The following is a 12,092-nucleotide window of genomic DNA, read 5'->3' on the forward strand; positions in this document are numbered from 1 at the left end:
CCATTGACCCAAATAGCTGAACCAAACTGAGGTGCCAAGGGTCTTCGGTCTGAACAATGACCGGTTGGCACTAAAGTTGCCATAAGCCGTGGTCGTTGCCACCTTGAAGATAGATGGCGAACGTTCCATGGCCCGGAATCTCCATGGGCGGGTGAGCAATCTTGCCGCCAGCCTGAACGATAGCGGCAACGGCCGCATCGATATCTTGCACCAGCCAGTAGGGTCTCACCACGGGGTCCTCTGTTTCACGCAAGGGTGCGCGCACTCCCACCAACCCGCCACCGGCCAATGCGGCGGTTCGCGCATTGCCGAGCCCGGCGTCGGGCTCGCCGAACTGCACGTTGTTTGCTGAGGCGTATGCCGCACACACCGCGTCTACTTCCTTCGTAACGATTTCGAGGTATTGGATTTTCATGATTTCCTCTTTGCGTCAGGTCCAGGGGTATCCGCACCAATGCGGACAGAGCTGTTGAATATTGGCTCAAGGGGGAGCCCGAACTTTAACCATTTATTGCTCTTAGGGAACCTCTGAATAATTGTCGTCATCCCCGCGAAGGCGGGAAGCGCTCTTCAACAGCCGAATGGCTGGTCATCCAGCGACTCAAGCCTTTGAAAGCAAAGGCGCTGGGTTCTCGCTTTCGCGGGAAGCGCTTTTCAGCAGCCGAATGGCTGGTCATGACAAGTAAAAGCGGAGTTGTTCAGAGCTTTCTTAGGCTCACGGATGATGGACCGCTACCCGCCAGACCCAGCGCATGACCCGCTCCCCATCAGCATCGATCAGCAAACCTTCCGATGAGAAACCCAGCCGCTGGACGAGCTTGGCGGACGCGACATTGCCCGGAAGTATATGAGTAACGACATCGTGCACCAGGCCGCTCGATGCCGCCCGTTGGAGGAGTTGCCCAAGCGCCATGTTTGCCGCCCCGCGACCCCGCTCCGTACGGGCGATCCCATAACTGATCTCGACACTGCCGTTGACGGGCGCCGTTTTGAATCCGCATGCTCCAAGCACCGTTGATCGCGATGGGGAGACGATCAGAAACGGAACGCACCACAAGACGGGTGTGCCGCGGTCCAGCTGCGCCAGTGCGCGGGCGACGGTCTTGGCAGGTGGTAGCGCGCCTTCAGGAACCTGCCATCCATCGAGCTCAACCGGTTTGGAGGCGGCAAGCCGGCGAAGGTTGGCCACACTTAGGGCGGTTAGGAACCTCTGAATAATTGTCGTCATCCCCGCGAAGGCGGGGATCCAGCGACTCAAGCCTTTGAAAGCAAAGGCACTGGGTTCCCGCTTTCGCGGGAATGACAAGCAAAAGCGGAGTTGTTCAGAGGTTCCTTAGTTCAATTGGCTCTGATTCTGGTGCTTGCGACATGATCTTTAGGAACCTGTGCCTGAACTAAGCCAACCCACGAAATGGGTCCGTTTGGTGAATTATTCAGCCCAAGCAACGTTCTCACGAGAGACTGACGCGAAAATGGAAGCACTCAATCCCAAAGCCCTCGCGAAAGTAGAACCGGTGAGCGTGTTCCCGGGTCACACGCGAGATCAGCTGAATCTCGCTGCATCCAAGAGCACGCCCTTCGTCTTTCAGTCTGGAAATAAGTTGTGCGCCATAGCCTCGCGACCGGACACGTTCGTCGGCGACCAGGTCGTCGACATAGATCAGGCTCCCGCAGTACAGCATGTTCATCACGCGATAAGAAGCGACAGCCCGCACTTCTCCATCCTCGGAAAGGACAAGCAGCTTGAGCCCATCACTTGCCATGAGGCTGCGAATCAGAGGCACATACTGAGCGCGCTCGAGATGCGGGCGGAGTTGCTGCATGACTTCAAACGTCGACGCGATCTGGTCGTCGGTTTCCGCGTGATCGATGATGGGCGTCATTGGCGTCTAGCACCATTCCAGGATACGGAGCCGCCGGGAAGCTCCATATCCGTGTCCTGCTGCTGCAGGACGATCCCTGCGAAGCTCTCTTTCGCGATGATCGGGCCTCAAAGGTGGCGTATCTCCGCGGGGGTGTCCCACCAACTATTGTCTCGACCATTGGTGTATTTGATGGGCGCAGCGATAAGTTCGTCCGGCGTCACGTCATCCAGCGATGCGACTTGGATGGCTACATAATGGCCGCCGATCTGCTCGACATAGCCGCGGCCGAACGGTCGTATGCCGCAGTGGCGGCAGAACAGATGCTGGCCGCTCTTGGTGCCGAATTCGTAGCCGCTAAGATCTGCTTCGCCCTGGAGTAAGCGGAACGCTTCCGGCTTGATGATGGCGGACCAATTCCTGCTCTTGGTGCAGATCGAGCAGTTGCACTTGCCGGTTCCGGCGCTCAAATCGATATCCGCCTCGAAGCGAACGGCGCCGCAATGGCAACTTCCGGTGTATGTCTTCAACATGTGGCATCAACCTCCTCTGGCATGAGACGACGGGGATGAAAGCTGGACCAAAATTCTCAATATCGGTGCTTTTTGTAGGAGCGCCGTCTCGGCGCGAGCTTTTGCTTTGTCGATCGGTGCGGGAAAGAGCTCGCGGCGGGACGCCGCTCCTACAGAGGCGAACGAACATCCGAGCGGGCGCCGAACATACCCGGCTCCTGGAAACATCAACAAAACATAGGTGCTTAGACAAGGCCTTAGCCAGGCTTCATCCCTCCCAAGCCGGCAGCTTCGGCTTCACCGCCACATTCTTCAGCGCCACATAATTCGGTAGACCGTCGCGGCCGTAGGGCGGATAAGCTTCGCCGCGGATCAGTGGTTCCAGGTATTTGCGGGCGGCGGGGGTGATGCCATAGCTGTCCTTGCGAATGAAACCGTTGGGCATTTTCTTTTCGTGATTGGCCACTTTGGTCAGCGGTGCGGCTTCGATTTTCCAGCGGTACGGTGCATCCGAGCTGCGCACGATCACCGGCATCACCGAGTTCTGTCCTTTCAACGCGAACTGCACCGCTGCCTTGCCGACTGCTTGGGCCTGTTCCCAATCGGTCTTGGAGGCGATGTGGCGGGCCGAGCGCTGCAGGTAGTCGGGCAGGGTCCAGTGCACTTTCATGCCGAGTTCGTTCTTGACCCGGCCGGCCAGATAGGAAGCAACGCCACCCAACTGCGTGTGCCCGAACGAATCCTTGCCACCGCCGGCATCGGCGACGAAGCGACCGTCGGCGTACTGGATGCCTTCACTGGCCACCACGACGCACCAGCCCACTTTGTCGACCACTTTCTTGACTTGCGCGAGGAACGCGGGCTCGTCGTAGGGGCGTTCCGGGAACAGGATCAGATGCGGCGCTTGCTCGGGCGTTTGCCCGGCCAGTCCGGCCGCCGCTGCCAGCCAGCCGGCATGCCGGCCCATGGCTTCGTACACGAACACCTTGGTCGATGTCTCCGCCATGGCGGCCACATCCAGCGCCGCTTCCCGCACGGATACCGCCGTGTACTTGGCGGCCGAGCCGAAGCCCGGACAGGTGTCGGTGACGGCCAGGTCGTTATCCACCGTCTTGGGCACGCCGATGCAGGTCAGCGGATAGTCGAAAGCCGCCGCCAGCTGCGACACCTTCAGCGCGGTGTCGGCGGAGTCGTTGCCGCCGTTGTAAAGGAAATAGCGCACGTTATGCGCCTTGAACACCTCCAGCAGACGCTCGTACTTGGCCCGGTCCGCTTCCAGCGATTTCAGCTTGACCCGGCAGGAACCAAACGCACCGCCCGGGGTATGCGCCAGGGCGCGGATGGCGGCCGGTGATTCCTTGGATGTGTCGATAAGTTCCTCACGCAGGGCCCCTAGAATGCCGTTGCGGGCCGCCAGCACCTTGATCTTGCGGGCCCGGGCCTCGGTGATGACGGCGGACGCGGTGGCGTTGATGACAGCGGTGACACCGCCGGACTGGGCATAAAGCAAGGTACCTTCGACCATAGTGGGTTCGATCCGAATAGGGGGGATGCGGTAAGCTTCACATATATGACGCGGTGCAGCGTGGGCGTGGCGTGAGCCAGAACGCCGCCGGCCGCCAGCAGAATTCTAGTTCAGGAGTTACACGATGCGATTGGTTCTACTGGGCCCACCCGGGTCGGGCAAGGGCACTCAGGCGACGCGGCTGAAGGAATATCTGCAGGTTCCTCATATTTCCACCGGTGATTTGCTGCGGGCCGAAGTGGCCGCTGGCAGTCCGCTGGGCGTGCAGGCCAAGGAAGTGATGGCGCAGGGCAATCTGGTTTCCGACGAAATCCTGCTGGGCATGCTGGAATCGCGTTTCAGCCGGCCGGACACCAAAAACGGTTTCATATTGGATGGTTATCCGCGCAACCTGGCCCAGGCCGATGCGTTGGGCGTGCTGCTGAAGAAGATCGGCCAGCCAATGGACTACGCCGTGCAGTTGGAAGTACCTACCGAATTGCTGGTGGAACGCATCGCCGGCCGTGCCGCCGCCGAAGGCCGCGCCGACGACACCCCCGAATCGGTCCGCACGCGCTTGAAGGTCTACAACGATCAGACCGCACCGGTGATCGAGTACTACCGCCAGCACGGCCAGCTCACCGTGGTGAACGGCGTCGGCAGCCTGGACGACGTGTTCAATCGCTTGATCGAAGCGCTGTCGCCGGCCAAGGAAGTGGGCTGAGTTTTTTTGTGAAGCGGGAACGGGGAATGGGGAACGGGGAATGATGGAGCCCATACCCGGCGAGATTCCGTGCTGCGGATTACCTGTTGTGTGGCGCTGCCGCAGTTCACTGAGATCCGTCATTCCCCGTTCCCCATTCCCCGTTCCCGCTTTTCCTCCCCCAGCCGACCAATCACAGCCATGAAACTCCACATCCTAGGCATCGCCGGCACTTTCATGGGCGGCGTGGCGGCGTTGGCGCGCGAGTTGGGGCATACGGTCGAGGGCAGCGACCAGGCGATCTATCCGCCCATGTCCACGCAATTGGAAACGCTGGGCATCGCGTTGGCGCAGGGTTATCTGCCGGAGAATATTTCGGCCGATTGCGATGAGATCGTTATCGGCAACGCGTTGTCGCGCGGCAATGCCGCGGTGGAAACCGTGCTGGATGCCGGGCGCAAATACACTTCCGGTGCGCAATGGCTGGCCGAATACGTGCTGCCGGGCCGCGAGACGCTGGCCGTGGCCGGCACTCACGGCAAGACCACCACCAGCACCATCCTCACTTATCTGCTGCAGGTCGCCGGCCGCGAGCCGGGATTCCTGATCGGCGGCGTGGCGGAGGATTTCGGCGTGTCGGCGCGTCTGGGGCGGTTGCGCCCATCCGGCGCTATGCGCCACCCCGTATCAAGTACGGGGCAGGCTCTTCCCCCGCCTGCAGGGGAAGGGACCATGTCGTTGTCTGCGACAACGAGCTTTCCTTTTGTGGTCGAAGCCGACGAATACGACACCGCGTTCTTCGACAAGCGCAGCAAGTTTGTTCATTACCGCCCGTTGGTCGCGATTCTCAACAATCTGGAATACGACCACGCTGACATCTTCCCGGACGTGGCCGCGATCCAGCGCCAGTTCCATCACCTGGTCCGCACGGTGCCGGCCCGCGGCCGCCTGATCGTCAACGGCCAGGACGAACACCTGGACGAAGTACTGGCGATGGGTTGCTGGACGCCGGTTGAGCGCTTTGGGCTTCAGAACAGCGTGGACGACGCTGCGCTGACGTGGAGCGCACGCTTGGTCAACGACGACGGCAGCGCGTTCGCGGTACTCCATGACGGAAAAGTCGTCGGCGAAGTGCAGTGGCCGTTGCTGGGCAAGCACAACGTGCTCAACGGGTTGGCGGCACTGGCGGCGGCGAACGCCGTTGGCGTGGATATCGCGACGGTCATTCCCGCCCTGGCGGACTTCCGCAGCGTGAAGCGCCGCCTGGAAGTCATCGGCCGGTTCGATGACATCACGGTGTACGACGATTTCGCCCACCACCCCACTGCCATCCGCACCACGCTGGAAGGCCTGCGCGCCAAGGTCGGTGCGGCGCGCGTCATCGTGGCGATGGAACCCCGCAGTAATTCCATGCGTCTGGGCGCCCATTCCGAAGCGCTGGCGCCATCGTTCCAAGACGCCGATGCGGTGGTGTTCCTGCATCGACCGGAGCTGCCCTGGGATGCTGCCAAAGTGGTTACAGCGATCCGCGGCGATGCGCGTACCGTGCCGGATGTGGAAGCGTTGATCGCCACGCTGAAATCCATCGTGCAGCCAGGCGATCACGTGGTCTTCATGTCCAACGGCGGCTTCGACGGCGCGCCGAAAAGATTCCTGGCTGCGTTGGGCTGACGCACAGATACGTTTTCTCTGCGAGGATTTTCTCTTCGCCTCGCCGAAAGACCGCGTTTGTCGACATTTCCACCAGGTGACCTTCTCGTACACTGATCGCATGGCGTCTACCGAATCGCTGCCATTGTTCCCGCTGCACACCGTGCTGCTGCCGGGCGCTGCGCTGGGACTGCGCATATTCGAGCGCCGCTATCTGGATCTTGTGCGCGATTGCGGGCGCAACGGTACGGGCTTTGGGGTGTGCCTGATCCTGGAAGGTGGGGAAGTAGGCCGGCCCGCCACACCCGCCGCCTTCGGCACCGAAGCGGTAATCGAGGATTTCGATACCGGTGCCGATGGATTGCTGGCGCTGAGGCTGCGCGGCCGCCGGCGATTTCATGTGACCCGTACGCGAGTGCGCGATAACGGCTTGGTGATTGGCGATGTGGAATGGCGCCAGCCCGATCCCGACGAAGAACTGCAGCCTGAGCACGCACTACTCGGCACATTGCTGCAGACCATGCTCGATCATATCGATGGCGATCAGGCCAAACTGTCGCCACAACTCTTCGATAACGCCGCCTGGGTAGGCTGGCGCTTGGCGGAGCTGCTGCCGATTACAGCGGAGCAGCGTTTGAGCGTATTGCAAGAGGATGATCCGCATGAGCGGCTGGACCGGCTGTTGCAGCTGATCGTGTAACGCGGCCTGCTTTTGTAGGAGCGCCGTCCCGGCGCGAGCTTTCATCTTGCCGCACAGAGAAGAGCTCGCGGCGGGACGCCGCTCCTACCGGGAGCGCAGCTTTTCGTAGAGCCGATATCTCACGGTGCCTGGAGCGGTGTAGCCGCGGCGCCGACACAGCCGTTTTGTGGGAGCGACGTGAGTCGCGACCGGAAACGTCAACGTCGCGACTTGACCAGCCATTCGGCTGTTGGCTTTTAACCGCCAAACGGCGGGTCAAGCCGTCGCTCCCACAAGGAATTTACCCGCTCCTTACGTCAGCACGCACGGAGACTTAAGGAGATGCCAGCGCCGTACGTATCCGCAAAACCGGCAACTCAGATTGCGGATGCGGGGCCTGTTGGTGCTCCAATTCACTGGTCGCCTGGGTCACTGCCTGCAGCGCGGTGTTGGCTTCACGCAGCGGCCGCCAAACACTGATCAGCCCGAACGCGCGCTGGCGTTGCAGGACTTGCGCGCTGCCGATCCACAACGGCACATTGCCGGGTTGCAGTTGCGTATGAGCGGGCCACAAGCGCAGCACGAAGGTCTCGCCGGGCTGCAGACCTTCGCGCAACATCAGCAGGCTTTCTGCGCGGGTATCCAGCGTCGCCGGCAATACCGGCAGTTCGGTATCCGGCAGATCGTTATCCAGCAGATTCAGCGCTTCTTCCCAACCGGCTTGTTCCTGGAAACGCCAGCCGTCCGCTTCCAACTTGGCCCGCAGCGGCGCAAGCGGCCCAGCCACCTGCACGTCCAGCGGCCAGCGCTGTTCGTCGTCGAAATCGTTGCGCCGTGCCGGCTGTTGCGCCCAATCCTGTTGCCACCAATCGGCCATGGCCAAGGATTGTTCCGTCACCGGCGCTTCGAACTGCGCCAGCATCGTTGCGACATTACGCGGTGCGTGCCATAGCGCGGTGACGGTGAAGGCGCCATAGAACAACCACGCCAACGGCTTCATCCAGAATGAACGCACCATGCGGCGTCGATAGGCGATACCCAGTATCAGCAGCCACACCATGCCGAACAACATCCCGCCGATGATGTCGCTCAACCAATGCGCGCCCAGGTAGATCCGCGCGAAGCCGATCAGAGTCACCACCACGCCCGACACCAGATACGGCCACACGCGCGTGCGGCCCGGCAATTCGCGCGCGATCAGCACGGCGAAAAAGCCGAAGGTGATCGTGGACATGGTGACTGCGATGGATGGAAAGCCGAAGCCGCTGCTGACGCTGGGCGGCTTGGGGATATCGACCGAAGCGCCCAGCCACGCGGTCAGCGCCAGCCCGAACGCCAGGGCTGCCAGCCAATGCGCGGCGGCCATCCAGCGCTTGCGCCAGCACAGATACAGCAGCACCAGCAGCGAAGCCGGTGCCAGCACTTGTTCGTCGCCCAATGAAGCGATGGCAGCCAGCGGGTAATCAGCCAGTGGATTGCGCAGTGCCAGCATCAGTTCGTGCACCGCCAAATCCATGCTCAGCGGTTCGCCATGGCCTATCACCAGGATCAGGAACGCGAACCACACCCACACGATGGCCAGCAGCAGGATGCCCAACAGCGCCAGCGGTACCGATTCGCGCCGCTTGGGGTCGAATACCGCTCCGGAATAGCGGCCCAGCACCGGATGCGCGTGGGACCAGGCGATCGCGCGCGCCAGCAGCGCATCGGCGTGATCGGCGAACCAGCGATAGGTGTACAGCACCCCGGCCCAGGCCAGTGCCAGCACCAGCACCAGCAACCCCACCACCAGGCCCAGTCGGCCAGCGACCGCCGCTACCGCATCATAGGCATGACCCAGCAACCAGCCGGGCGCCAGGAACAAGGCCGCCCACGACGCGGCGGCAAGCCCGCTGGCCAGGAAATAGCGTTTCAACGGCATCTTCAGCATGCCGGCCACCGCCGGCACGAATGGCCGGATAGGCCCCACGTAGCGCGCCACCAGGATGCTTTTCAGCGCATTGCGGCGAAACAGCAGCTCGCCGCGGTCCAGCAGTTGCGGATACTTGCGGAAGGGCCAGTGATTGCGCAGCTGCGGCCCCCAGCGATGGCCCACCCAATAGCTGGTGGCGTCGCCGAGCAATGCGCCGATCGCCGCGCATATCAGTGCGTAAGGGCCGTTGATTTCCCCCAGGCCAATCAATACGCCCACCGCGAACAGCAGCGGCAACGCCGGCACGATGGTTCCCAGAATGATGACTGCGTCGCAGAACGCAATGGCGAAGATCACCAGGCCGGCCGCGATCGGATGTGCGCTGATCCAGGCCAGCAGGGTATCGAACCAAGAGGAATTCATCGGGGCAGATTATAGGCGGCGGTTCATGACCGCCGCCTACCTCCGCGGGAGGTGGCCTGGGCACTCCGCGTAGAATGTCGCGGTGAACGACGACGTCATCGAAATTACCGCTCTGAAGGCCGACAGCTTCGGACGTATCGCGCTGATGCGCGGTAGCCGTGGTGTCTTCGTGCGCCGGGACTTGTCCGCATCGCCATGGTGGTTGCGCTTTCCTGCCTGGCGCCTGGCGCGCCGGGAAGCGCGCGCCATCGCGCAATTGAACGGCTTGGCGGACACCCCGCAACTGCTGGCATGGGACGGCGTGAGGCTGGACCGCAGCTATATGGAAGGTGCGGCGATGTACCAGAAGCCGCCACGCGGCGACGTGGCTTACTTCCATGCCGCCCGGCGCCTGCTGCTGCAGGTACACCAGCGTGGCGTTGCCCACAACGATCTGGCCAAGGAAGCCAACTGGCTGGTGCTGAGCGATGGCCGCCCCGCGCTGATCGACTTCCAACTGGCCGTGCTCGGCCGTCCGCGTTCGCGCTGGATGCGGCTGCTGGCACGTGAAGACTTGCGTCATCTGCTCAAGCACAAACGCACCTACTGCCCCGAAGCGCTCACGCCGGTGGAGCGGCGCCTGCTGAAGCGCCATTCCTGGCTGCGCGACCTATGGTTCCGCACCGGCAAACCGGTGTACCGCTTCGTCACCCGCAAGCTGCTGAAATGGGAAGACAATGAAGGGCAGGGGCCGAAGCCGTGAGGTGAAGCGGGGAACAGGGAATAGGGAACCGGGAATGGAGGCTCCCTTGGATCGGCGCCCTTCGTACTCCATTGGCAACACGTCTCGACAATGCAAAGCAAAAACTCCTCCGAAAACTTTCATTCCCTGTTCCCTGTCCCCCGTTCCCGCTTCGTCTCTCCAGCGATCCCACTATGACCCTTCAAGGTAAAACCCTCTTCATCACCGGCGCTTCGCGCGGCATCGGCCTGGCCATCGCGCTTCGCGCGGCGCGGGATGGGGCCAACGTGGTCATTGCCGCTAAATCGTCGGTGCCCAATCCCAAGTTGCCGGGCACCATCCACACCGCGGCGCAGGCGGTCACGGACGCGGGCGGACAGGGGTTGGCATTGAAGTGCGACATTCGCGAAGAGGATGACGTGCGTGCCGCGGTGGCGGCTACGGTGGATGCGTTCGGCGGGATCGACATTTTGGTGAACAACGCCAGCGCCATCTGGCTGGCCGGTGTGCTGGATACACCGATGAAGCGCTTCGACCTGATGAGCCAAGTCAATGCGCGCGGTAGTTTCCTGTGCGCGCAAGCGTGTCTGCCGTATCTGCTGAAGGCACCCAATCCACACATCCTGACGTTGGCGCCGCCGCCTTCGCTGGACCCCAAATGGTGGGCGCCGCACACCGGCTATACGCTGGCCAAGATGGGCATGAGCTTCGTGACGCTCGGGTTGGCTGGTGAGTTCGGGCCGCAAGGTGTTGCGGTCAATGCGCTGTGGCCGCGAACCATCATCGCGACGGACGCGTTGAACATGATTCCAGGCGTGGATATTTCGCGTTGCCGCAGGCCGGAGATCGTGGCCGATGCCGCGCATGCGGTCCTGACCCGGCCAGTAGCGGGTTTCCACGGACAATTCTTGATTGACGAAGCCGTCCTGCGCGAAGCGGGGATTGAAGATTTTTCTTCCTATGCAGTCGATCCGTCGCAGCCCTTGTTGCCGGATCTATTCCTGGACGCGTGAGCGTGGATTGCCCCTTCTGCGCCATCATCCATGGCAGGGCGCCAGCCAGCGTCGTCGCGGAATCCGAACAAGCCATTGCTTTTCTCGATATTCGGCAACCTGTTCCGGGACACATCCTGGTCGTACCGCGCGCGCATGTGGAAACCATCTACACGCTGGAGCCTGCGATGGCTGCGGAAGTGATGCAACTTGCCGTGCGTATGGCGCAGGCGCTGCGCGTCTGCTTCGATCCGCCCGGTCTCAATCTTTGGCAATCCAATGGCGCCGCTGGCGGACAGGAGGTGCCGCATTTCCATCTGCATGTGCAACCTAGACAGCACGATGATGGCCTGCTGCGCATCTACCCTCGGGAGGCGCCGCCATCGAGTGATCGCGCCATGCTCGACGCATTGGCCGCTCAGTTGAAACATTATCTGCCTGGCAATAATCGCTGAGGTTGCGGAGAATCTACCAACAAGCATGAGCCCACCTGGCCGATCCGCATCTACCTGTTTGCCAACGCCTAGATACCGCCACGCATACTGTCTTCTCTGAGGTCCATATGAAATACCTGCACGCCATGCTCCGCGTCCATGACCTGGAGGCTACGAGCAAGTTCTTTACCGAAGGCTTGGGGCTGATCGAAACGCGCCGCATGGAAAATCCGGACGGCAAATTCACTTTGGTCTATTTCGGTGCACCTACCAATCCGGAAGCGGAAATAGAACTGACCTATAACTGGCCCGCGGATGATGGGTCACCTGCTGAAAATTACGGCAGCGCACGCAACTTCGGCCATCTGGCGTTCGAAGTGGACGATATCTACGCCACGTGCCTGCACCTGCAATCCATGGGCGCGGTCATCAACCGCCCGCCACGTGACGGCCGTATGGCATTCGTGCGCACGCCCGATCTGATTTCCATCGAACTGCTGCAAAAAGGCGGCCGTTTGCCGCCGCAAGAGCCGTGGCTTTCGATGTCGAATACGGGTAGTTGGTAAACGTTGTTTTATAACGGCCCTAAGCGGTCCGCGACCCTGTAGGAGCGCCGTCTCGGCGCGAGCTCTTCCTGTCAGGCCGCGATAGAAGCGAAAAGCTCCTCAACAACGAACCTGGTCAAAGCTCGCGCCGAGAC

Annotated in this window: 13 protein-coding genes; 7 read left to right on the forward strand and 6 right to left on the reverse strand. The window is 61.6% G+C overall.

Going from position 1 to position 12,092, the window contains the following annotated elements; translation table 11 throughout:
• Nucleotides 1-70 precede the first annotated feature (70 nt).
• From AB6O04_RS19460 to AB6O04_RS19480, 5 genes are all read right to left on the reverse strand, one after another.
• Nucleotides 71-415, reverse strand: a complete 345-nt coding sequence (locus tag AB6O04_RS19460) for a VOC family protein (RefSeq protein WP_368566054.1) — start codon at nt 413-415, stop codon at nt 71-73.
• Between the two features lie 300 nt (nt 416-715).
• A complete protein-coding gene (locus AB6O04_RS19465) occupies nt 716-1,189 on the reverse strand; it encodes a GNAT family N-acetyltransferase (RefSeq protein ID WP_368566055.1) in 474 nt (157 codons plus the stop codon).
• Nucleotides 1,190-1,451: 262 nt separating this feature from the next.
• Nucleotides 1,452-1,883, reverse strand: coding sequence for a GNAT family N-acetyltransferase (locus AB6O04_RS19470; RefSeq protein ID WP_368566056.1), 432 nt, complete (start codon nt 1,881-1,883; stop codon nt 1,452-1,454).
• A 107-nt stretch (nt 1,884-1,990) separates the two neighbouring features.
• Nucleotides 1,991-2,395, reverse strand: a complete 405-nt coding sequence (locus AB6O04_RS19475; RefSeq protein WP_368566058.1) for a GFA family protein — start codon at nt 2,393-2,395, stop codon at nt 1,991-1,993.
• A gap of 247 nt (nt 2,396-2,642) precedes the next feature.
• Nucleotides 2,643-3,899, reverse strand: a complete 1,257-nt coding sequence (locus tag AB6O04_RS19480; protein ID WP_368566060.1) for a 6-phosphofructokinase — start codon at nt 3,897-3,899, stop codon at nt 2,643-2,645.
• Between the two features lie 124 nt (nt 3,900-4,023).
• On the opposite strand from AB6O04_RS19480, the gene AB6O04_RS19485 reads away from it, so the two are divergent.
• The 3 genes from AB6O04_RS19485 (at nt 4,024) to AB6O04_RS19495 (ending at nt 6,931) form a co-directional block, all read left to right on the forward strand.
• The gene (locus AB6O04_RS19485) at nt 4,024-4,602 is read left to right on the forward strand and encodes an adenylate kinase (RefSeq protein WP_368566061.1); all 579 of its coding nucleotides are present in this window, start codon (nt 4,024-4,026) and stop codon (nt 4,600-4,602) included.
• A 180-nt stretch (nt 4,603-4,782) separates the two neighbouring features.
• Nucleotides 4,783-6,252 carry a UDP-N-acetylmuramate:L-alanyl-gamma-D-glutamyl-meso-diaminopimelate ligase gene (mpl, locus tag AB6O04_RS19490; RefSeq protein ID WP_368566062.1) on the forward strand — a complete coding sequence of 490 codons (1,470 nt, stop codon included), beginning with the start codon at nt 4,783-4,785 and terminating at the stop codon, nt 6,250-6,252.
• 100 nt (nt 6,253-6,352) lie between these two features.
• Complete coding sequence (locus tag AB6O04_RS19495) at nt 6,353-6,931, forward strand: LON peptidase substrate-binding domain-containing protein (protein ID WP_368566063.1); 579 nt, start codon at nt 6,353-6,355, stop codon at nt 6,929-6,931.
• Nucleotides 6,932-7,244: 313 nt separating this feature from the next.
• On the opposite strand, the gene AB6O04_RS19500 is transcribed toward AB6O04_RS19495, so the two are convergent.
• Nucleotides 7,245-9,245 carry a VTT domain-containing protein gene (locus AB6O04_RS19500; protein ID WP_368566064.1) on the reverse strand — a complete coding sequence of 667 codons (2,001 nt, stop codon included), beginning with the start codon at nt 9,243-9,245 and terminating at the stop codon, nt 7,245-7,247.
• Between the two features lie 82 nt (nt 9,246-9,327).
• Between AB6O04_RS19500 and AB6O04_RS19505 the strand changes: the two genes are divergently transcribed.
• The 4 genes from AB6O04_RS19505 to AB6O04_RS19520 all read left to right on the forward strand — a co-directional run bounded on the left by AB6O04_RS19505 (nt 9,328) and on the right by AB6O04_RS19520 (nt 11,958).
• Nucleotides 9,328-9,987, forward strand: a complete 660-nt coding sequence (locus AB6O04_RS19505; protein WP_368566065.1) for a serine/threonine protein kinase — start codon at nt 9,328-9,330, stop codon at nt 9,985-9,987.
• Between the two features lie 173 nt (nt 9,988-10,160).
• Nucleotides 10,161-10,979, forward strand: a complete 819-nt coding sequence (locus tag AB6O04_RS19510; RefSeq protein ID WP_368566067.1) for an SDR family oxidoreductase — start codon at nt 10,161-10,163, stop codon at nt 10,977-10,979.
• On the forward strand, nt 10,976-11,413 hold the full coding sequence (locus AB6O04_RS19515) for an HIT family protein (protein ID WP_368566068.1): 438 nt from the start codon (nt 10,976-10,978) through the stop codon (nt 11,411-11,413). Before AB6O04_RS19510 ends, AB6O04_RS19515 begins: the two co-directional genes overlap by 4 nt.
• A 107-nt stretch (nt 11,414-11,520) precedes the next feature.
• On the forward strand, nt 11,521-11,958 hold the full coding sequence (locus AB6O04_RS19520) for a VOC family protein (RefSeq protein WP_368566069.1): 438 nt from the start codon (nt 11,521-11,523) through the stop codon (nt 11,956-11,958).
• Nucleotides 11,959-12,092 lie beyond the last annotated feature (134 nt).

Source organism: Pseudoxanthomonas sp. UTMC 1351, assembly GCF_040948865.1.
Taxonomy (GTDB): domain Bacteria; phylum Pseudomonadota; class Gammaproteobacteria; order Xanthomonadales; family Xanthomonadaceae; genus Pseudoxanthomonas_A.

Coding starts and splice junctions, on each gene's coding strand:
- AB6O04_RS19460 (WP_368566054.1), bottom strand. CDS start 415: ATGAAAATCCAATACCTCGAAATCGTTACGAAGGAAGTAGACGCGGTG.
- AB6O04_RS19470 (WP_368566056.1), bottom strand. CDS start 1,883: ATGACGCCCATCATCGATCACGCGGAAACCGACGACCAGATCGCGTCG.
- AB6O04_RS19475 (WP_368566058.1), bottom strand. CDS start 2,395: ATGTTGAAGACATACACCGGAAGTTGCCATTGCGGCGCCGTTCGCTTC.
- AB6O04_RS19480 (WP_368566060.1), bottom strand. CDS start 3,899: ATGGTCGAAGGTACCTTGCTTTATGCCCAGTCCGGCGGTGTCACCGCT.
- AB6O04_RS19485 (WP_368566061.1), top strand. CDS start 4,024: ATGCGATTGGTTCTACTGGGCCCACCCGGGTCGGGCAAGGGCACTCAG.
- mpl (WP_368566062.1), top strand. CDS start 4,783: ATGAAACTCCACATCCTAGGCATCGCCGGCACTTTCATGGGCGGCGTG.
- AB6O04_RS19495 (WP_368566063.1), top strand. CDS start 6,353: ATGGCGTCTACCGAATCGCTGCCATTGTTCCCGCTGCACACCGTGCTG.
- AB6O04_RS19500 (WP_368566064.1), bottom strand. CDS start 9,245: ATGAATTCCTCTTGGTTCGATACCCTGCTGGCCTGGATCAGCGCACAT.
- AB6O04_RS19510 (WP_368566067.1), top strand. CDS start 10,161: ATGACCCTTCAAGGTAAAACCCTCTTCATCACCGGCGCTTCGCGCGGC.
- AB6O04_RS19520 (WP_368566069.1), top strand. CDS start 11,521: ATGAAATACCTGCACGCCATGCTCCGCGTCCATGACCTGGAGGCTACG.